The 22,024-nt window shown below is 39.1% G+C and carries 17 protein-coding genes; 12 read left to right on the top strand and 5 right to left on the bottom strand.

What is annotated here, in order from left to right:
- The first annotated feature begins 193 nt into the window (after nt 1-193).
- Nucleotides 194-1,228 carry a glycine betaine/L-proline ABC transporter substrate-binding protein ProX gene (proX, locus tag EGC86_RS16520; protein WP_123778276.1) on the top strand — a complete coding sequence of 345 codons (1,035 nt, stop codon included), beginning with the start codon at nt 194-196 and terminating at the stop codon, nt 1,226-1,228.
- Between the two features lie 266 nt (nt 1,229-1,494).
- Here proX and EGC86_RS16515 read toward each other — a convergent pair whose 3' ends face one another.
- Nucleotides 1,495-2,676, bottom strand: coding sequence for an NAD(P)H-hydrate dehydratase (locus EGC86_RS16515; protein ID WP_123778275.1), 1,182 nt, complete (start codon nt 2,674-2,676; stop codon nt 1,495-1,497).
- Nucleotides 2,677-2,963: 287 nt separating this feature from the next.
- Here EGC86_RS16515 and EGC86_RS16510 point away from each other — a divergent pair, with 287 nt between their 5' ends.
- A complete protein-coding gene (locus EGC86_RS16510; protein WP_123778274.1) occupies nt 2,964-4,094 on the top strand; it encodes an acyltransferase family protein in 1,131 nt (376 codons plus the stop codon).
- Between the two features lie 73 nt (nt 4,095-4,167).
- On the opposite strand, the gene EGC86_RS16505 is transcribed toward EGC86_RS16510, so the two are convergent.
- The 3 genes from EGC86_RS16505 to EGC86_RS16495 all read right to left on the bottom strand — a co-directional run bounded on the left by EGC86_RS16505 (nt 4,168) and on the right by EGC86_RS16495 (nt 7,477).
- Complete coding sequence (locus tag EGC86_RS16505; RefSeq protein ID WP_123778273.1) at nt 4,168-5,385, bottom strand: cyclic di-GMP phosphodiesterase; 1,218 nt, start codon at nt 5,383-5,385, stop codon at nt 4,168-4,170.
- A 341-nt stretch (nt 5,386-5,726) separates the two neighbouring features.
- Nucleotides 5,727-6,512, bottom strand: a complete 786-nt coding sequence (locus tag EGC86_RS16500) for a DODA-type extradiol aromatic ring-opening family dioxygenase (protein ID WP_123778272.1) — start codon at nt 6,510-6,512, stop codon at nt 5,727-5,729.
- 77 nt (nt 6,513-6,589) lie between these two features.
- Nucleotides 6,590-7,477, bottom strand: coding sequence for a LysR family transcriptional regulator (locus EGC86_RS16495; RefSeq protein ID WP_041413545.1), 888 nt, complete (start codon nt 7,475-7,477; stop codon nt 6,590-6,592).
- An 86-nt stretch (nt 7,478-7,563) separates the two neighbouring features.
- On the opposite strand from EGC86_RS16495, the gene EGC86_RS16490 reads away from it, so the two are divergent.
- The 3 genes from EGC86_RS16490 (at nt 7,564) to EGC86_RS16480 (ending at nt 9,959) form a co-directional block, all read left to right on the top strand.
- Nucleotides 7,564-7,989 (top strand): PACE efflux transporter, encoded by a 426-nt coding sequence (locus EGC86_RS16490; protein ID WP_123778271.1) that lies wholly within the window; start codon nt 7,564-7,566, stop codon nt 7,987-7,989.
- Nucleotides 7,990-8,108: 119 nt separating this feature from the next.
- On the top strand, nt 8,109-8,540 hold the full coding sequence (locus EGC86_RS16485) for a hypothetical protein (RefSeq protein WP_425376050.1): 432 nt from the start codon (nt 8,109-8,111) through the stop codon (nt 8,538-8,540).
- Nucleotides 8,541-9,308: 768 nt separating this feature from the next.
- Nucleotides 9,309-9,959 (top strand): response regulator transcription factor, encoded by a 651-nt coding sequence (locus tag EGC86_RS16480; protein WP_123778270.1) that lies wholly within the window; start codon nt 9,309-9,311, stop codon nt 9,957-9,959.
- A gap of 8 nt (nt 9,960-9,967) precedes the next feature.
- Here EGC86_RS16480 and EGC86_RS16475 read toward each other — a convergent pair whose 3' ends face one another.
- Nucleotides 9,968-13,531: a hybrid sensor histidine kinase/response regulator gene (locus EGC86_RS16475; protein ID WP_123778269.1), complete on the bottom strand. Its 3,564-nt coding sequence runs from the start codon at nt 13,529-13,531 to the stop codon at nt 9,968-9,970.
- Nucleotides 13,532-13,717: 186 nt separating this feature from the next.
- On the opposite strand from EGC86_RS16475, the gene EGC86_RS16470 reads away from it, so the two are divergent.
- From EGC86_RS16470 to EGC86_RS16440, 7 genes are all read left to right on the top strand, one after another.
- Entirely contained in the window at nt 13,718-14,758 is a 1,041-nt protein-coding gene (locus EGC86_RS16470) for a DcaP family trimeric outer membrane transporter (RefSeq protein WP_123778268.1), read from the top strand.
- A 140-nt stretch (nt 14,759-14,898) separates the two neighbouring features.
- Nucleotides 14,899-15,708, top strand: a complete 810-nt coding sequence (locus EGC86_RS16465) for an ABC transporter ATP-binding protein (RefSeq protein ID WP_123778267.1) — start codon at nt 14,899-14,901, stop codon at nt 15,706-15,708.
- Entirely contained in the window at nt 15,708-17,675 is a 1,968-nt protein-coding gene (locus tag EGC86_RS16460; protein WP_123778266.1) for a long-chain fatty acid--CoA ligase, read from the top strand. The genes EGC86_RS16465 and EGC86_RS16460 overlap by 1 nt, the downstream gene beginning before the upstream one ends.
- On the top strand, nt 17,672-18,565 hold the full coding sequence (locus EGC86_RS16455; RefSeq protein ID WP_123778265.1) for a branched-chain amino acid ABC transporter permease: 894 nt from the start codon (nt 17,672-17,674) through the stop codon (nt 18,563-18,565). The genes EGC86_RS16460 and EGC86_RS16455 overlap by 4 nt, the downstream gene beginning before the upstream one ends.
- Nucleotides 18,566-18,661: 96 nt before the next feature.
- Nucleotides 18,662-19,735, top strand: coding sequence for a branched-chain amino acid ABC transporter permease (locus tag EGC86_RS16450; protein ID WP_011637299.1), 1,074 nt, complete (start codon nt 18,662-18,664; stop codon nt 19,733-19,735).
- Nucleotides 19,736-19,823: 88 nt separating this feature from the next.
- Nucleotides 19,824-21,071 carry an ABC transporter substrate-binding protein gene (locus EGC86_RS16445; RefSeq protein ID WP_123778264.1) on the top strand — a complete coding sequence of 416 codons (1,248 nt, stop codon included), beginning with the start codon at nt 19,824-19,826 and terminating at the stop codon, nt 21,069-21,071.
- Nucleotides 21,072-21,169: 98 nt separating this feature from the next.
- The gene (locus EGC86_RS16440) at nt 21,170-21,991 is read left to right on the top strand and encodes an ABC transporter ATP-binding protein (protein WP_011637301.1); all 822 of its coding nucleotides are present in this window, start codon (nt 21,170-21,172) and stop codon (nt 21,989-21,991) included.
- Nucleotides 21,992-22,024 lie beyond the last annotated feature (33 nt).

The raw sequence follows: 22,024 nt of genomic DNA, 5'->3' as shown, positions 1-22,024 counted from the left end.
AATGATGCTTTTTAACAGAACAAGCCTAAGTTCTTATCATACTTTTTAAAAATGATTTCAAATTCAACATATTATTTAAAATATGACCTAAAAAATGAATGTGCTTATTTATGTCCAAAGGTACAGGTCTATTATTGGTAATTATTTAAAGATAATGACCCAATCTATGGCAACAAAAAAATAAGGAACGAAAATGAAAATTAAGAAAGTAATAATGGGTGTCGCTTTAGCTGCAATGACCATGACAGGGTCAGCAGCTCTTGCCGATAATCACCAGCCAGGTGAAGGCGTAACAGTCAAACCTGCGCGAGCCACGTGGGACACGGGATTTTTTCAGGAAGCGCTTGTACGACGAGGCCTTGAAACACTTGGGTATGATGTAGAAAAACCTAAAGATCTGTCGAATCCGATCTTTTACAAAACAGTGACTCTCGGTGATGTTGATTACTGGACCAATGGCTGGTTTCCAAATCATGATGACCAGATGCCGAAAGGATTTTATGACAAAGGCGAAAAAGTAGGTTTTGTGGTTAAGGCCGGTGGTCTACAGGGCTATTTGGTGTCTAAGAAAGAGGCAGATAAATACAACATTACTTCCCTTGAAGATTTTAAACGCCCTGAGGTGAAGAAAGCATTTGATACCAATGGTGATGGCAAGGCCGATCTTACCGCCTGCCCACCAGGCTGGGGATGTGAAAAAATAATCAGCCACCATATGGATGTATACGATCTCAAAGATGCTATCAATCCGGTGACCGCTTCATATGCAGCAGGAATGGCATCGGCGATGGCGGGTTATAAAAATGGTGGACCAATCTTCTTCTATACTTGGGCACCAAATTGGACCATTTTTAAACTGAAGCCAGGCAAGGATGTTGTGTGGATCAACGTGCCTGAAATAAAGCCGACAAAGGCGCAAAGTTCTGCAGTTGAACGGATGACAGTGAATGGAATTGAAGGCGCGGTTTCTGACCCGGTAAAACTGGGTTTTGTCGTGTCTGACATCCAGATAGTCGCCAACAAGAAATTCACCAAGCAAAATCCGGCAGCAAGGAAATTTTTTGAGGTATTTACAGTGCCACTTAGTGATATCAATGAACAAAATACTCGGATGAACGAAGGTGAAAAGAGTACCCAGGATATTCAAGGCCACGTAGATGAGTGGATTACCAAAAATCAGGATAAATGGAACGGTTGGCTGACTGAAGCACGTAATGCTGCTAAATAGTCTCAACCTGAAATAGCTAATGGTAACCCGGGGTACAGAGTATTTCCGGGTATTTTTTAAAATAAAAAATAGAGTATATAAAGACAATTTGAAATATAACCACTAGTCATCAATGCAGAGGTCATTTACTTTTGTGTTTTAAAATAGGGTATGAATAAACATTTATAGCATGCACTATTACGATATAGCCTTTGGTAAGCCATCTCGGTATTGGTCACCATCACGCGCTGATTTCGCATTGGCTAAATGGCTAAATGGCTAAATGGCTAAATGGCTAATACTTTTAAAATAGCTTTAGGAATATAGCTAAGTAGGTCACTGGCTAACATGCCATATTGGCTTAAGTCCTCTGCAGCAATGTTGCCTGCCAAACCATGCAGATACACACCCAAACACGCTGCATTTATTGGGCTAACGCCTTGAGCGCAAAACCCTGAAATCATACCTGTTAACACATCTCCGGTTCCGGCTTTGGCTAGCGCGCTGTTACCTGTTGGGTTAATGAAAACATCATTACCGTCAGTTATCACGGTGTTTTTACCTTTCAGCACCACAATCGTATTTAACTGTTTTGCCGCTAAGCGAGCAAAATGCATCCGCTGTGTTTGTAGTGTTGCGACATCCATATTGAGTAATCTTGCCAGCTCTTTTGGGTGGGGTGTGATAATACTCTTGTTAGGCAAAGTCACCGTAGTTGTTCCGAATTGTACTGGTGGGTTAAGTAAGTGGCTAATAAAGTTTAGCGCGTCAGCATCGAATATTACTGGCTTTGTGCAGGTTTGTATTTCGTTGAGTAGGGCGTAAAAAAAACCATGATTCCCTTGTGGGGGGATTAACTCGTTTGAGTGTGGTTGATTATCTTTGATGACATTACAAATAGGCAACTCTGAACGTAAATCTGAATTCAAATCTGAGTTCAAATCTGAGTTCAAGTCTGTGCTTATCTCTGCGCTCATCTCAGTGCAAAGAGTCACGTCAACATCTACAGTTAACTCAGTGTTAATAGCTGTGATATCGATGCATTGATCGGTACTTTGGCCAATGCTTAAACCACTGCCAATTGAAATGGCGCTGGCTTGAGTCAATTTATCTCTGAGCTGTAAAACAGCTTGTGGTGAAAGAGTTTGTACATCGACGATTTGCGCATCTTTTAGATGTAGATTTGCTGTGCGTTGTAGTGAGTGAACCGATAATGGCGACAACGTTCGTAACGCAAAAGTAACGATGTTGGGTGTTAATGCACTCACACTGTCACATACCGATGGGCTACTGGCTAAGGTGACGTAACCCGCGCCCACTCGTAATGCGGATAAACTCGACAAATAAGCTGCCCCGCGGTAATGCAGCGAACCGGCAATATTCAATACATGGCCAAACGTCATTTTATGACTGTTATCCGGCCGTGGCGGTAATATGCTTTTGATATATTCAAGGGTTAACGTATTCATTATTTAAACCGATTAATATCGATATGAATAAAGTAGCACACACCAAGTTTATTAGTGGTATTTACTGCATACTTTTGATTTAGAGTTAACCTATTTTGTAGGAAATTTTGTAAAAACGACTCTTTGCTATGTGTGACATGAACAAATAGCAAACTAGCTATCTGCTATTTTTTTATAAACTAGCCGGGAATAATGAACTGTATGGGCTGGTGAAAGTAAATCTCAGAAGATAAGCTATCCTTCATGCAGAATATTTTACAAATATAAGCCAAAGGAAGGCATTGATTATGCAACAAATGTTACAACACAACAGACGTTACTCAGAACTTGATTGGTTAAGGGTAATATTGATTTTTGCGGTATTTTTACACCATGTGTTTATGCCCTTTAATGGTGACGGCTGGCATGTAATGAACAATGAGTCGAGCAAGGTGCTTGACGATATCATGGTGTATTTTGAACAGCTCAGACTGCAAACATTGTTCTTTATCGCTGGTGCAGCCAGCTTTTTGTTACTGCAAAAAATGCCTGTTCGCCAATTTCTATCGAGTAAATTTCACCGGCTTTTTATCCCTTTGCTGGTGGGAATGATATTGATTGTGCCGCCACAAAATTATTATGAGAACATCACTGAATATAGCTCTTTAGCATCGGCCTATGGTCAGTTGCTGTTGTCGTTTGATAGTAATCATTTATGGTTTATAGAGTTTTTAGTCATTTTTATGCTGCTTGCTGTGCCATTTAGGCACTGGTTAACACGTCAAACCGGCAATAAATTACAACAATGGCTTGAACGAATCAGTCGTCATCGTTTTGGCTTACTCTCTTTAGTTTTAGTGTTAATCGTATTACGTGGTGCGCTCAAATATGTTGCGCCATCAGACAGTCATCATATCGAAAACCTGTCATTAAGTGTGTTCTATCTGTTTTTCTTTTTTGCGGGCATGTGTTTTGTTAAAAGTGAGGTTATTTGGCGGGCAATAGCTGAACATCGATACACTTATTTAGTCAGTTTGCTCGTGAGTTCAATCCTGTTTTATGGCTACTATTACTCACCTGATTTAAGCCCATATTTGTCACTTACAACACGATGGCAATTATGGTGGTTAGTTTGTACGCTAGTGTCTTGGTCTGGGTTATTAACCATGGCAGGTTTTGCGATTGCTCATATTAAAAAGACGCCAACATGGTTACATCAAACCAATGAATTAATCTATCCGTTTTATATTCTGCATCAAACCGTGATTGTTATATTGGCGTTTTATATTGTGCAGTGGCAGGCGTCTATTGCGGTTAAATCTGTCAGTGTATTAATGAGTGCTTTTATGGTGTGTGCCTTGCTATGTTACTACGTGATTAGGCCGTTTAAGCTCACACGATATTTATTTGGACTCAAAGTATTGCCTGCATCTAAATAGCGAATGAGCAAGCTTTATGCTGCAAGCTTTTGATAAACAAAAAATGCCATTAAATTCGTTTAATGGCATTTCTCTATCCTTCGTGAGCTAGATACTCAATAATTTGTTCCATGTTCAGGTTAAAATCATCAGCACGTACGCACTTAACAATTAAGTCGTCAGTCACGGTGGCTAAATCAATTTTGTTTCCTGCTTCAAAATGCTCAGGTTTTAAATGATAGAAGGGTCTGACTAACGGACGGATAGGGTCTTTCGGGTTATGACCTTCCACTATAGCGAGTCTATTTGATTCAAGTTGAACCACCGACCCGACAGGGTAAACGCCCATACAGCGAATAAATTGATCGACTAAGTCTTTATCTAATTCATTTTTATCCGCTAACGCGCGCAAAATACTGAACGCTTTAACTTGGGCATAACCTTGTTTGTAACAGCGGTGTGAAGTCAGCGCATCATAAATATCGCATATGCTGATCATGCGGCCATAAAGGGTGATTTTTTCTGCTGGTACGCCAAATGGGTAACCTAATCCATTGAGTTTTTCATGGTGTAAGCTAGCTACTTCTAAACTCAGCGGACTGATCCCTGGGGTGCTCTTCATTATTTCAATTGAGTAACTGGCATGAGTTTTCATAATATGAAACTCTTCATCGGTCAGTTTGTCCGGCTTGTTTAAAATCCGATCTGGGATCATGATTTTTCCAACATCATGTAAAAATGCACCAATAGCTAATTGATTAACAATGTCTTTGTCGATTTTTTTGTACACGGCAAACATGGTCATCAGCACGGACACAGACACAGAATGTTCTAATAAATATTCATCTTTATTACGAATATTAATCACACATGACAAAGCATTTGGATTATTAAAAATTAAATCTGTGGATTCAGCGGTAATTTTTTGTACCGGATCCATGTCCAGAGGCAAACCATGCTGTGCATTATGAAACAGCTTTTTTTGAATGTCTTTTGACTCATTAAACACTTGGCGTGCTCTCACTATTTCTTGATTAAAGAAATTTGCCTTAACATCGGTGCGTGCAGGCGTGAGTTTACGAGGCGGTTGAGACTTAGGCACACTGATTTTTTGCTCGGATTTTTCGACAATAACTTCAGTTTTACTGGTATCAATAAGCAGTTTAGTAACCGATTTTCGCTTTAATGCTTCAATGACTCGTTCGCTTTTAAGCACACCAGGTTTAGCGAGCGAAAACGTATCTTTGGGTTCGGTTATTTCGACCACATACATTCCAACACAAACGTCAGTAATGTCATGTTCAATCAGCATAAATCGTTTCCTTGGGGTTACTTATCAACGTATGAGCCATGCTAGACATGATATTGTTATAGCAAGATATGTTTAATAATATAGCGTATTCAGTACTGTAATATAAGCGAAATAACTCAATGAAGATCAAGCTTTTACCAAAAACACTTAGGAAGAGTTTATAAATGTATCGACAATGAAATATAAGACTTCATTGCAGTTTATGACGAATTACCTACTACGTCCAATATGTTTGAATTACTGTCATGTGATTGCGGCTCTTTTATTCAATAGCTATTATTAATATTGCGAATACATAAGCTTAAATTTTTACTCTATGCTTATTATCTAATACATCCTGTTTAAGTAAACGAGTAAGCATCGAGTGCTAACAATTCATACTCAACATCTTGATGTATTTTTTTGGCAACACTTGCTTCACTTGCTCCTAAAATAGCAATAAGCGGTAAAAAATGTTCCTGAGTCGGATGATTAAACTGGGCAAACGGCGCGAGCTGTATGTAGCTCAACAACGATTCGGTATCATTGTTTACTAATTTCTCTTCAACCCACTTTGTGAATTGATTCATCATATCAACGCCATTTGGTGTTTTAGGCTGACGAAAAACCTCGCTTAAATTATGGCTTATTCCACCAGAACCAATGATAAGAATGTTGTCGTGTTTTAACGATGTTATAAGCTGTCCATAACGATAGTTTTGCGCTGCACTTACACGGGTATTAATGGATATTTGTACAATGGGAATGTTCGCCTGCGGGTGCATTAATTTCAGTGGGATCCACACGCCATGATCCCAGCCTTGTGTTAGAGATAAATTGACCTTAATACCTGCACTCATAAACGTGTCGGCAATTTGTTTTGCCAATACAGGTGCGCCAGGTGCAGGGTAGCGAATTTGATACAGTTCATCAGGGAAACCATAAAAATCGTGTATTGTTTCAGGACGCGCTCCAGCGGTAATCACCACATCGTCAGTGACATCTAAATGGGCCGAAAATACCACAATGGCTTTTGGGGTAGGGAGCTGTTGGCCTAGTCGTTGTAAAAAACGCGATGTGTTGCTGTTTTCAACCGCCATCATAGGCGATCCATGCGATATAAACAGGGGATTTTGATGCTGTTGCATAGTAGGCTTTCTCGCTTAATGTCATTAACTGCGAAGTTATTGTGAACTCAAATAACAATTTTTAAAAGTGTTCATCATCATGCTGAATACGTTAGTAATTGTCGCAAAGAATGTCTGAGTTGCTTAAACACCGGTTCGTGACTGTAGCGATGGTGTTGAATAACATCAACATTTGCTTGCCAACCAATCTCTTTAAATTCAGACGGTAACATGACTAGTTGCCCGCTATCCACGTAGTGATTGGCAATATGATTTGGCAGTAAACACCAGCCATGGCCCTGCAATGCAAGTTCTAGCAAAATATAATAATTGTCGGCGTACCAAACGTCTGGGCTAATGGCGAATTGAAAGCTACTGGATTTAGTATTTCGTGACCGTATCAATAGTTGACGATGCAATTTCAAATGGGCTAAATTATCATATATCTGTTGTGCTAAGAGATGTGTGCTGGCCACATACATATCAAATTTAATTGACCCAATAGATTCAAAATCGATGTGAGCCGGGATCGTTAACTCGCTGAAAATAATGCCGGTGACAGCCCGCTCAGTATCAATCATATCGATAATATCGATGCTTGATGCGGTTAAAAACTCAAGCGTAATTGTCGGAAACTTAGCTTCGAGCTCATTAATAATATTGAACAGCTTTTGTAGAGGTATTCCTTCATCTAAACCAATCGTCAATTCAGATATTGCTTGTTGGTCTAAACTTTGGGCGCAATCGCGCAGTCGTTGATGCTGGCTGAGCAACACTTGGGCATGGGGCAGTAGTTTTTTACCTGCTGGTGTCAATTGAGGATAGCGGCCACTGCGATCAAATAGTTCGCTATTACAGTCAATTTCAAGATTTATCACATGCTGACTGATAACTGATTGTGCTTTATTAAGCGCTCTTGCTGCAGATGAAAATGAGCCCGTTTTTACGGTCGCCACAAAGGCCTCAAGCTGTTCAATACTATACATATCGTGTTTACCGATACTTACCAACTTCAATGTATCTATATATTGGATGAAAATAGCCAAAACGTCACCATTAAATAGAGATAAACATGCAAAGAAGAGAAAGAGTGTTCCACGCCGTGTCTTTTGAGGTAATAGCGTTGGCCTTTATTGTGCCAGTGAGTGCGATGTTAGTGGAACAAAACAGCACAGACATGTTGATAGTGAGTATTTGTTTGTCATTATTTGCTGTTTTTTGGAACTACGTTTACAACATATTGTTTGATAAGCTCAACGGTTCTGACAGAGTTGAGCGTAAAATTGGCATTAGAGTCGTTCATGCATTGGGTTTTGAAGGCGGGATGTTATTTTTCACCATCCCATTAGTGTCATGGTATTTGTCATTAAGTCTGATTAACACCTTAATATTAGAAGCTGGGGTTTTAGGCTTTATTTTAGTGTATACCGCAGTCTTTAATTGGCTTTACGACGTGTATCAACCGTACCAAAAATGGTTTGCTAATCTGGCACATTAGTCTGGCAGTTATAAAGCGTTACCCATTGATGTGAAAGATGATTTAATCAACAAGCAACGTTTTATTCTATTACTGTCATCGCTGCTGTGGCATCATAATGTGTGAATAATCAAAGCTGGATGTTAATAGTGAACAAATATTGCTTAAATTGCACTGCTCTGGTTTTCGCCAGTGTGTCGATGCTAGTCAATTTTGCACAGGCTGACGCGCTAACACCTTTCACCAGTGATGGTTGCAGTGCGTTTCCTAATGGGACTTTCGAGCAAAGTGAATTATGGTTGGCATGCTGTCAAAATCATGATTACGACTATTGGAAAGGCGGCACATTTGATGAACGCCTCACATCAGATAAAGCGTTACGTGCTTGTGTCACAAACGTGGGTCAGCCACAAATTGCTTTATTGATGTTAGCCGGAGTAAGAGTGGGTGGCACGCCTTATTTACCTACTCAATTTCGCTGGGGTTATGGTTGGTCATACCCAAGAGATTACGGTGCACTAACTGACGATGAGCATCAACAAGTCGAGCTGTTATCTGGCCTAGTTATGTAAATTCAAACACCTCTGTTAGGCTGTTTTTCAAACACATGAATTTCAATTCAAAATCACCAGGCCTTTGATACATTAAATAAGAATGGCACCGGTTACCCTTGTACACATTGTGATGCAATTCTTCACCACACCAAGTGCATCTTAAAGAGCTTCATCGTTTCTCCAGACACACGATCTTGCTTTTAGCTACCCAAAAATATTTTTGCTACAGCATTACCCTCGCAACAACCTTTTACTCATGAGGGGAAATGACATTGTTAGCGCTTCACAGGTAAGTTGGCTATTATCCCTCGACTTACAGGAACCGAAGCTATTACGTACGACTTTAATACGTCGTTCACCATAAGTATTGTCACTAAATTTGGCAATATCCTTTAGCATTTTAATTTGATTGTTTGAGCCTGTAACCAAGCATTTGAGCGCTAACACCTCAATTAAAACTTGCTTTAGCAGCCGTCATTCTTTGATCTCTAACTAAAAAAATACATTAAATATAAACTCTTAGGTATACCTTTTCCGTTTTTCATTTCTGCTTACTCGTTAGCTTATTATGTCTTAACTGAGGCTGTCGAATCCGTTAAAACACGCCTGTGCTTTGTCGTTTAAACGTGCTTTTTTACGTTTGATGTCTTAGTCCTTTAGTCTTGTTTGCCATAATTGCCATTGAAGTTATTTATAATATTGTTACCTTATCGAGTTAACACTAGCTTGGCGCACATTTACTTTGCTAACACTAAAAGCTCATCAATCTAAATATTAAGTTATAAAATGACATTAAATACTAAGATCATTATCGCAGATGACCACCCACTTTTTAGACAAGCATTGTCGTTCATGTTGAAGTCTAGCTTTGTTTGTTCTTGTTTACTTGAAGCACAGACGATTCCTGAATTAGAGCAAAAATTGGAAGAAACCTCTGATATCGATCTGATACTACTTGATCTGGATATCCCGGGGGCGCAAGGTTTTAACACTTTGATTAATATCCGACACACATATCCAGAAATTGGTGTGATTGTTATTTCTGGTTTTGAAGAGCCTGAGACGATTCGTAAGGCCATGAACTTAGGTGCTGCGGGATTTATACCTAAGTCGACACCTGTACCGGCAATGATCAAAGCAATTAATGATGTTATTAACGGGAAGTTATGGACGCCAATCGGAAGTTATAATCCTGATGATGATATCGTAGAACAAGAAGATAAGTTGACATCATTAACACCACAGCAACGGAAAATATTATTGATGTTTGCAGAAGGTTTGCTTAATAAGCAAATAGCTTATGAGCTTAATCTTTCAGAATCCACAATAAAAAGCCATGCAAGTACTATATTTTTAAAGCTAGGCGTAAAAAATCGCACACAAGCCGTTATTCTATTAAATGATCGTCAAATGGCAAATGCATCTTTTACACAGTAGCGATTGTGCTAATTGAATGAGTTAGGAATGTAATTTTGCTCTAGTTTTCTCGTCAATAATGAGCTCATTAAAGCACGTAAAGCGAGTGGTTTTATGATCTTCCTTAAATAGCCTATATCAGCTTGTTGTGCTTGTACTAATACGGACTCATCTGTTGTCGCAGTAATTAATATTGCAGGTAGTGGGTAATGACTTTTCGCCCGTAGACAAGCAATTAATTCAATGCCATTAAGTCTATTTTCATTAGCACAGCGATTATTGTTATTGTGATTATTTGAAAAATTGGTTCTTTTGTGTGAGTTTTTGTATTGAAGATAATCACTTTGCTTTTCGTCAACCAATTGATAATCTACTAATAATATATCGATATCTTCTTCGTGAGCCTGATAAATTTCAAGAGCCTGCTTAGCAGTGCGGGCAGTAAAAACTCGACATTTCCACGCGGTTAATAAGTCACTCATGCCCGAAATTACATCCATCTCGTTGTCAATGCAAAGTACGCCTACCCCTTGTAAAGTTGCACTGGCCCGAGTGGCTTTTGCTTGTATTATTTTTGGCTCTTTGGCAATGGGAACTTCAACGCTAAATAAGCAACCGCATCCTACTTTTGAGATGAGTCCAAGGTCATGCTGCAAAATGTTGGCTAAACTTTGTGCTATATTTAGTCCTAAACCTAAGCCTTTAGGTCCTACCAAATTTGTTGATAACTGAGTGAATTGTTCAAATACTTGTTGTTGCTTATCTTCAGGTATTCCTGGTCCATTATCGAGTACCTGTATACATAAATTTTGACCTTTACGACGACAGCCTAATAATACCTTGCCATGGTTAGCATAACGAAAGGCATTACTTAGGAAGTTTTGCACAATTCTTACTAATAACGTTAAATCACTTTTGATGTATAACTTACTTGAATGACAATGACAATGAAAATCGATATGGTAATCTTTAGTTAGCACTGAAAACTCTGACTGCAACATAGAAAATAATTGTTCAACACAGATGATCGAAATATCCGGGATTATATTGCCACTTTCGATACGGGCTATTTCATTTAAGTCTAAGAGTAAATTGTTTGCTATCTCGAGTGAATTGTCTATTTGTTTTATTTGCTGTCGTTCTTGTCGGGACACTCTTGAACTTAAACATACAGCAGATGAAAATAGTCGAGCAGCGGATAATGCTTGCAATAAGTCATGGCTACAGGCACGTAAATATTGACTTTTTTTCAAATGCGCTTGCTCTGCTTTAAGCTGCGCATGGGCTAATTCTCGGTTGGCGTTTTCGAGTTCTAAGTTTGCTTGCTCTAATTCTTTAGTGCGTGATAATACGCGACTTTCAAGGTCGGTGTTCTCTTCTTTAAGGTAATTCTCTGTTTGACGAAACTCCGTAATATCGGAGAAAATCATGACAAAACCACCGCCGGGTATTGGGTTCCCCTCAATGTTAATGATTTTATCATTTGGTAGTTTTCGCTCTGACTTATGTTTACTACCAGCCCTTATAAATTGTAATCGTTTTTGAACTTGGGCTTCAATATCGAGAATGTAGTGTTTTTGATTAGCGAGGTTATAACGAATAAGTTGGCTTATTGGGCAACCGATATAAACCAGATCTTTGGGATAATTAAAAATGTCGAGATATTGTTTATTCCATGCGACTAAATTTAAATTTCCGTCAATGACTGATATACCTTCACTGGTATTCTCTATTGCTCCTTGTAATACCGAACGGCTAAATTCTAACTGCTGTGTTGAATTGTCTTTAACAATTTGGGCTACTTGGTCAAATGCTATGTCGCGACCACCTAAGGCGAAGGAAATAACGAGCTTTGCAGATGCTGAGCCCATAACACTGGCTAGAGTGTTTTCTGCATGAAATAACAAGGCTTCGTTGTAGGTTTTATGTTTTTTATTTTTGTGTGATTGATTAAATTGTGCAAAGCAATCGGTTGATTTTTCTTGGCCTATAAAGCGTGCAACGAGATATTCTAATTCGAGCAGAACAACTTTAGGTTGCTTAGGTAAATAAGGGAGCTGATTTTTATCTTCTTTATAAAAAAATTTACTCTGCATTTCTTCACGGATACTTTGCCGTGTTAGTAGTGAAACAATATACAGTACTAAGATGTTAATGCAGAGGCCAAAGAGTGTCACCATGGTTGTTTCAGGCCAGTCTGTATGCGCTAAAGGATGTTGGTAGAAGCCAAGTTGTGGTAATAAATTCAATAATGTCCAGATAGAAAACCCGCTTACTATTCCCCATAACACACCTTTTTGAGTCGCTCTTCGCCAGAAAAAAGCGGCTAAAAGAGCTGGACCAATTTGTGCGATAGCCCCAAATGCAACTTCCCCCAATGACGCTAATGTGTCAGGAGGAGAAAGTAGTAACATACAATAACTGAGTGTGATCACTGCAATGACAAGGGCTTTACGGATCAGTAATAAGCGTGATTGAAAATGTAGAAAATCATGATTTTTTCGTGGTGCTAACTTGAACATTAATGGGAATACTATTTCGTTACTTAACATCGTGCTTAACGCTATTGTCGACACGATAACCATAGAGCTAGCAGCAGAAATGGCGCCAAGAAAAGCAAATAAAGAAAGCCATACTTGCCCGTTATAGGCCGGAAGAAACAACACATAAGCGTCTGCATCTATTGATTGACCATAATTTAATGTCCCTGCAAGGCCTATCGGGCCAGCAAAAAAAGCAAAAACAATAATGTAGATGGGGAGCAACCATCTTGCTAAATTACTGGTTTTTTTTTCCTTAATTTCAACAAACATTACTTGAAATTGTCTTGGTAAACATAGGAAGGCAGACATCACGATAATTAATAAACCCACCATACCGATCAGGCTGCTGCTATCAAATTGTTGTGTAAATGAAATATTGTTTTGTGATAGTCGCCAAATGTCGATGGGTGAATCATAGATGACGAAGGAAACAAAGAGGCCCACCAATAAAAAAGCGATTAATTTAACTACAGACTCAAAAGCAATAGCAATCATTACACCGGGATGACGCTCAGTAACATCTATGGTTCTTATGCCAAATATAATCGTGAAGCCTGCCAAAATGCCACTCACAACCAGACCAATCTGCCAAACATTAAGATCTTGATTTTGCTGTAATATTTTGTATGAGTAAACAATAGCTTTTAGCTGTAAGGCTATATAAGGCAAAGTACCAATTAACGCAACTAGCGTGACAACAAATGCCAAGCTTTGGGATTTACCAAAACGGGCAGAAAGTAGGTCCGCAATGGAAGTGATCTTGAGCTTGAGACTTGTTGTTATTATGCGTTGAATAAAGGGCCATGCAAAAATAAATAATAATATTGGTGCGAGATATACCGAAATATAAGTAAATGAATTATTTGCTGCTTGTGCCGATGTGCCTAAAAACCCCCAAGAGGTGCAATAAACACCAAGCGATAATGCATAGATAATTGCATTTTGTTTTTCTAATAATTTATGGCGATATTTTCCACCTAAATAGGCAATGAGAAACAATAAGCTGATATAGCCAATGCTTACGCTTACCAATAGCCAATTTGAAAACATATATTCCTTATTATCACGCCAGTTGATTTTATTTGTTCATCTTAACTTTAGCTATTTTCCCTCACAAGATTAATTATACGGAATTGGACTAAAGGACTAAGTGTTAGGTGCTAGGCCTTATTTCCAATTGTCGATTTGTTCGACTGCCATAGTATTGATTAAACAAATACAAGGGGAAATAGTTAAATGTTTAATTCAAAATATAAAAAAATTCTACTTGCATCTTCGTTTATGGCAGCAACAAGTTCTGCGTTTGCTGGCTACGAAATTGACTTAACAGAAGATGATAAATTAACTTTTGGTGGTTACATTAAAATTGATGCTCGTTATGTTGATGGTGATGTTGCTTATAAAGATTTTTGGATAGGAGATGGCGAACCACTTACCGAAGATGCTTCTAAATTTAAAATTTTTGCCAACGAAACACGCTTCAATACCAAATATGTTCATGGCGATGTTATGGGTTTTATCGAAATGGATTTTTGGGGGGGTGGCGGTAATGAAATAGTTTCTAATTCAGCCCATCCACGTATCCGTCATGCTTTTGTTAAATATAAAGAGTTAACGGTTGGTCAAACGTGGTCAACGTTTATGAATACAAGTGCTATTCCTGAGTCCGCTGATTTTGCTGGTGCAACTACCGGCTTAGTGTTCATTCGCCAGGGCCAAATTCGCTATAACATGGGTAATTTTCAAGTAGCAATTGAAAATCCAGAAAGTTGGGGGGGTGATACCGCTAATGACAGCGTACCGGATGTTATTGCTCGATATAATATTGAAGGGGACTGGGGCAGTATTTCTGTTTCGGGTCTCGCACGTCAATTAAATACCAGTTTAGGAAATAGTGAATCCGCTTTTGGTGCCTCAATTGCCGGTCGAATTAACACCACGGGTAAGGATGATATCCGTTTCCAATTTCATAAAGGTGAACTAGGTCGCTATGTTGGCGTTGCTGCTGTTAAAGATCTTTATGGTGAAGAAGTGGAAGATTTAACCTCTGTACTTGTTGCTTACCGCCATTTTTGGACTGAATCTTTACGCTCAACTGTTTTGTACGGAAAAGTCGAAGGTGATGTTTCAAATCGAGAACGTACACAGTGGGGAGTTAATCTGTTTCAAGACTTAACGAAGGAACTCACGGTAGGTTTTGAAGTCGGTAACTTTTCTCTTGATGAGCTAGATAAAAATTCTAACTACATACAAGCAACCATGAGATACGCACTGTGATCTCGTTATCAATTCTACTGTTTAAATTTACGTAACTTTCCCAATCTTTGTTGCGTTTTCGAGGGGGGTTTTCCCCCTCTATTTTTTAACATAATAGTTGTGACAGAATTTTATCCCCACTTGAATTTAGGAGGTTGAGTATGACTGCGTCAATACTCAATATAGAGCAAATATCACTGGCGTTTGGTGGTGTGAAAGCCCTTACTGATGTTAGCTTTTCAGTAAAAAAAGGCTCAGTTTTTTCCATTATAGGGCCAAATGGAGCGGGTAAAACTTCAATGCTCAATTGCATTTCGGGGCGCTATCGTCCTAATAGTGGAAAAATAATCTTTGATGGTAAAAATGTTACCGATTTACGCCCCAATGACCGCGCCGATCTTGGTATGGGACGTACTTTTCAAAATTTAGCCTTATTTGGGCATATGTCGGTATTAGACAATATTATGGTTGGTCGTCATCACCTGCTAAAAAATAATTGGCTTACAGGACCTTTATATTGGGTGTCTGGTGCACAAAAAGAAGAGTTAGCACATCGTCGGAAAGTGGAAGAGATTATTGATTTTTTAGAAATCTCTCATATTCGAAAATCAATTGCAGGCACATTATCTTACGGCTTACGCAAACGTGTAGAGCTTGCTCGTGCAATGGCATTAAACCCGAAATTAATTCTTTTAGATGAACCCATGGCGGGCATGAACCTTGAAGAAAAAGAAGATATGGCCAGATACATTCTCGATTTGAATGAAGAGTTTGGTATTACCGTGGTAATGATTGAGCACGACATGGGGGTGGTTATGGATATTTCTCATGAAGTCATGGTACTTGATTTTGGCAAGAAACTGATTTGTGGTTTACCTGATGAAGTGATGGCTGATCCATATGTTAAGCGTGCTTATCTTGGTCTTGAAGAAGAGGAAGAAGACATATTGCAATTAGAGGGGGTTAACTAATGGCTTCATCAATTAGCAATAATGAAAATGATTTTGAAATGGAAAGTTTAAATACTTTCCCTAAAATTTTACAACATAATGCAAAAAATTGGCCTAACGATGTGTCAATGCGTGAGAAAGAGTTTGGTATTTGGAATGAATTCACCTGGAATGACTATAACAATCGTGTGAAATGGCTATCAACAGCTTTACTCGATATGGGAGTAGAAAAAGGCGATGCTATTGCCTTGCTTGGTGATAATAGACCTGAATGGGTGTGGGGCGAAGTCGCTGCCCATGCGATGCGATGTTACTCGATTGGAATCTATCAAGACTCGATGCATGACGAGGTGATTTACCTACTCGATAGCAGTGGCGCGACTGTTGTTATTGCTGAGAATGAAGAGCAATGTGACAAGTTACTTGAGCTTGGTGATGGCATTCCTAAAGTGAAGTACATTGTATATTGCGACCCACGAGGTATGCGTAAATATGATGATCCACGCCTTATTGATATAGAGACACTTTATAAACGTGGTCAAGAAATTGATAAAGCACAACCAACGTATTATGACCAATTAGTTGCAGCAACAACGCCAGAAGATACAGCTATTTACTGCACGACATCAGGTACCACGTCTAAACCTAAAATTGCCCTGTTAAATGGAGGAAATTTTGTTAAGCACTGTAGCGCTTACTTAAGAGCCGATCCTCGTAATGCGGGTGATAATTATGTTTCTGTGCTGCCATTACCTTGGATCATGGAACAGGTTTATGCCGTTGGTCAAGCGTTGATCGCCCGCCAAATTGTCAACTTTGTTGAAGAGCAAGAAACCTTAATGTCTGACTTACGTGAAATTGGTCCGAGTTTTGTTTTGCTTGCGCCTCGCGTTTGGGAAGGCATATTGGCAGATGTTCAAGCGCGTATGATGGATTCAACCCCGCTTAAAAGAAAACTGTTTAACTATGCTATGAAGTTGGCTAAAGAGAGCCAAGCACAGGGTAAAAAGTCTTGGCTTGCTGATGTCTTATTGATGAAAGCTCTACGCGATAGGTTGGGTTTTTCATTTTTAAAATCCGCTGCTACGGGCGGGGCTGCTATGGGACCTGATACTTTTAGGTTTTTCCAAACTATCGGAGTGCCGTTACGTCAACTTTATGGACAAACTGAAATGTGTGGTGCCTACACAATTCATCATGAAGGTGATGTTGATTACGATAGTGTAGGGGTTGCTTTTGATAATGCCCAAGTAAAAGTCATTAACACTGATGAAGAAGGTGTTGGTGAAATTATTGCTAAAACAGTTGGAATGTTTACAGGCTACTTAAATAACCAAAAAGCGTATGACGAAGATGTTATTGATGGTTGGATGCAAACAGGTGATGCAGGCTACTTTAAACCGTCTGGCCACCTAGTGGTCATTGATCGTATTAAAGATCTTGCTTGTACCAGCAATGGCGTCCAGTACTCACCACAATATATTGAAAATAAATTGAAGTTTTCATCATTTATCGGTGAAGCCGTCATCTTAGGAAAAGATCGTCCGTATCTTTCTGCTCTTATCTGTATTCGCTTTAGCATTGTCGCCAAATGGGCGGAACAACAAGGTTATGCATTCACTAACTACACCAATTTATCTACGCTCCCCCAGGTGTATGAAAAAATGAGTGAAGAGATTGCACGTGTTAATGAATCACTGCCTGAAGCACAAAAAATCCATAAGTTTTTACTACTTTATAAAGAGCTTGATGCCGATGATGGTGAATTAACACGTACACGTAAAGTGAGGCGTGGGGTTATTGCCGATAAATACGGCGATATTATTTCATCTATCTATGAAGACAAAGAAAAGGTTGATATTGATACCGTTATTGTCTTTCAGGATGGTACTAAAACGCGTATTCAAACAGCGCTTACAGTGGCTTCGCTTTTACCTAATCCCGATACATCAACAAATGAACTCACATCAGAACGGAGAGCATCATGAATTATGAATTATTAATCCAACTGGTTATCAATGGTTTAATTGTTGGCTTGCTGTATGGCGTAGTCGGTATGTGTTTTGTACTGGTTTATAAATCCACTCAAGTGGTTAACTTTGCCCAAGGTGAGTTTCTATTGGTTGGTGCATGGGTTTGTTGGGCAATGCTGATTTACTTGGAATTACCATTTATCGTCGGCTTTTTAGCAACAATGGTATTTATGGCAATATTTGGTATTTTAATCCAAATGATTGTACTAAGGCCGATGATTGGCGAACCCATTATTTCAGTGATTATGGTCACCATTGGGTTATCAATATTTTTCCAAGCGTTAATGAAGTGGATATTCGGTGTGTCTGCACAGAGTTTTCCAAAAGTATTTGAAACTGAAAATATCCAAATTTTTGGTTTGAATATCGAATCAGCTTACTTAATGAGCACAGTGATAGCGTTAATTATCATGGTCGCGTTCTTCTTATTCTTTAAATATTCCAAATATGGTTTAGCGATGCGAGCAACCGCTTTCGATCAACAAATCGCACAGAGTGTAGGGATATCTGTTAAGCAAGTGTTTGCTATGAGCTGGGGAATTGCTGCAACAGTATCGGCAACCGCAGGTATTGTTATTGGCATGGTAAACGGTGTTTCAAATTCACTAGCCGTGATGGGGGTTAAAGTGTTTCCAGCCGTGATCCTTGGCGGACTAGATTCCATTATTGGCGCTATTGTTGGAGGCTTAATTATTGGCGTGCTAGAGAATGTGGCAGAGTTTTTTGATAGTCAATATCTTCATATCGGCAACATGTATGACATCGCACCATTCTATGTATTGTTAATTATTCTTTGGTTTAAACCGTACGGTTTATTCGGAACCAAAGATATTGAACGAATTTAATCTATTTGCAATTTCAAAATAAAACATGAGCAGCGCTAAGGATTAAAAAGTTCTGTTCGTGTGTTGCATATTATATGTAATTTTTAGGAGTTAATTATGTCGAGTTTAACAATGCGACCGTGCGGAGATTTTCGTACTAGCTATAAACAAGATAATACTATTTTTGAAACTAAAACCATCAAAAGTATCGCAGTGATTACTATTGCACTGCTATGTCTTGCGCCTTTTGTTGTTGACGCTTACTACTTGACGCTATTTATTCAAATATCGTATTTGGGCATAGCTGCTTTAGGGTTAAACATTCTCGTTGGTTACACCGGACAAATATCCTTAGGTCATGGTGCTTTTTTTGGCTTTGGTGCGTTTGCATCCGCTTGGCTGAATACTTCATTTGGTATACCGGTATTGCTTTGTATTCCACTGGCCGGTTTTTTAACTATGGGGGTGGGCATGATATTTGGTTTACCTGCTTCTCGTATTAAAGGTTTGTATTTAGCAATAGCAACACTCGCAGCACAATTTATTTTGGAAGACTTTTTTGCACGTGCCGACTGGTTCTCAGGTGGTTCATCGGGTTCTTCTGCAGACCCTATTAGTTTGTTCGGCTTTGTCTTTGATACCGATGAAAGCTTTTTTTATGTGGCATTATTTGCTTTAGTTTTCATGTATATCTGGGGTTGTAATTTAATGCGTAGCCGAGAAGGGCGCGCGTTTATAGCCGTACGAGATCATTACCTTTCTGCAGAAATTATGGGTATTAAACTCAATAAATATCGCTTGTTATCGTTTGGTGTTTCTTCATTTTATGCCGGTATTGGTGGTGCGTTATATGCGCATTACTTGGGCTATGTGTCTGCTGAAGGTTTTACCTTATTTATGTCAATTCAATTTCTAGCGATGATCATTATTGGTGGCTTGGGTTCTATTAAAGGCACGTTAATGGGCGTTGTGTTTATGGTGTTTTTGCCAGAAGTGCTAGAAAGCGGTGTTGGCCTAATGAAAATGACTGACTGGGGCAATATTCCTGCCGTGGTTGATGGTTTGGCTTACATCAAAGAAATGGCAATAGGTTTAGTCATCATCTTATTCCTCATTTTTGAGCCCGAAGGTATGGCACATCGTTGGGCACAAATTAAAAACTATTGGAAATTTTACCCTTTTTCTTACTAATCCGTGTGGATAGAAAGGGAAAGAATAAATAAAAATTATTACAACAATTCATTGGCAATATAGCCATTAAAAGAAGAAGGAAATAGTCATGCAACATAAAGCAAAATTAAGTTCTCTATTCGTATACTGTGCTTTGGGGATGAGCACTCAGGTAATAGCAGAAGATTCTGTATTTGTCGGACATTTAGCTGACATGTCAGGACCAACAGCCTTTGTGGGTAAAAACTATGCTGATGGTGTGCGAGATTCACTCGCTTACATTAATGCTAACGGTGGTATTAAAGGCACAACCTTAGAATATGAAACTATCGACTATGCCTACAAAGTACCGCAAGCCATCGCATCATATAAAAAATGGCATTCACGTAAAAAAATGGTCGCGATGCAAGGTTGGGGAACCGCTGATACTGAAGCGTTAATTTCTTTTGTTGCAAAAGATAAAATTCCAGTTTTTTCAGCGTCATACTCTGGTCATTTAACTGATCCTACCGGAAAAAATCCACATACTAAAAAACCAGCCCCTTATAACTTTTTTTATGGCGCCTCTTACTCAGATGCTTGTCGTGGTTTAGTGCAATGGGCGGCACAAGATTGGAAAGACAAAGGTGAAAAAGGTAAGCCTAAATTCACTCATATCGGTGCCAATCATCCATTTCCTAACGCACCCAAAGCGGCATGTGCGGAATACGCTACTGAACTCGGTTTTGATGTACAACCATCGGTTGTTATTTCAATGAAACCCGGTGACTTTAAGGCGCAATGTTTAAGTTTAAAAAGTTCAGGTTCTAACTATGGTTACATTGGTAACTTAGGCGGTTCAGTGCTTTCACTGGTGAAATCTTGTAACACCGTAGGTACTGACATTCAATTTATGTCGAATATTTGGGGCGGGGATAAGAATATCTTCGCCGCCGCGGGCGAAGGGATAAAGGATTATATTTTCCCGACCATGACACCCTTTTGGAATGATGATGCGCCTGGTATGAAGCTAGTACGTGAAATATCTAAGCAGTCTGATAAGTCAGGTACAGAAGAGCGTGTTCATCATTATATGCGCGGTGTTTGTTCAACCTTCTTTATGAAAGAAGCAATGGAATGGGCAAAAGATAACGGCGGTATTACCGGTGAAAATGTGAAAAAAGGCATGTACGTGCATAAAAACTGGGTGCCAAAAGGGTTAGAGGGCGTGTGTTTAGCGGCTAATTGGAGTAATGAAGACCATCGTGGAATTAACCAGGTCAATATCTATAAGGGTAACTATAACGGCGGTGATGTCGTCGTAGAGAAGGTATCGCAAGTTACGCTAGAGCGTCGAGACGATTGGTTAGGTTTTTAATTAACACTTAATTCAATAACGTTTAGGTTGCTGGGAGCACAGCATAGTGTGTTTCTCAGTAACCATCTTAATAGCCAAATAGCATCGACGGAGTAGATATGCCACAAATTGCAACAAAAATACAACCCACATCATCTATATTAACGGTGAATAATATTGAAGTGGTTTACGATGACGTTATTCAGGTATTACGCGGTGTAAGCTTAGATGTGCCAGATGGCGAAGTTGTTACCTTACTAGGCCCTAATGGTGCTGGGAAATCAACGACGCTTAAAGCTATTTCAGGTTTGTTAAAAACCGAAAATGGTGAGGTAACGAAAGGTGATATTACTTTTATGGGCGAGCGTATTGACAGTAAAAATGCTGAAGATGTTGTTGCTAGTGGCTTATTTCAGGTGATGGAAGGGCGCCGCATTATTGAGGATATGTCATCAATAGAGAATTTAAAGCTGGGTGCTTTTACCCGTAAAGATTCTCGAATAAATCAAGATATTGAAATGGTATTCCACTATTTCCCTCGCTTGAAAGAACGGACTGGATTAGCGGGTTATTTATCCGGTGGTGAGCAGCAAATGCTTGCAATAGGTCGTGCATTAATGGCGCGTCCAAAGATGATTTGTTTAGATGAACCATCAATGGGTCTATCCCCACTATTAGTCAAAGAAGTTTTCGGTATTATTAAAAAAATTAACCAAGACCAAGGGATCACCATGTTGTTGGTCGAGCAAAATGCCAATTACGCTCTACGTGCAGCAAATTATGGTTATATCATGGAATCAGGAAAAATTGTGCTTGATGGTACGCAAGAACAACTCATGAGTAATGAAGATGTTAAAGAGTTTTATCTCGGCGGCGGTAATGAAGAACGCAAGAGTTTTAAAGGCTTGAAATCTTATAAACGCCGCAAGCGTTGGTTATAACTATTATTGACTAATTAGTTTGTGACGTTAATT

The organism is Shewanella frigidimarina, assembly GCF_003797125.1.
GTDB classification, from domain to species: Bacteria; Pseudomonadota; Gammaproteobacteria; order Enterobacterales; family Shewanellaceae; genus Shewanella; species Shewanella frigidimarina.
The sequence above is the reverse complement of the archived record's forward strand: the minus strand, read 5'-3'. Positions and strand labels throughout refer to the sequence as shown.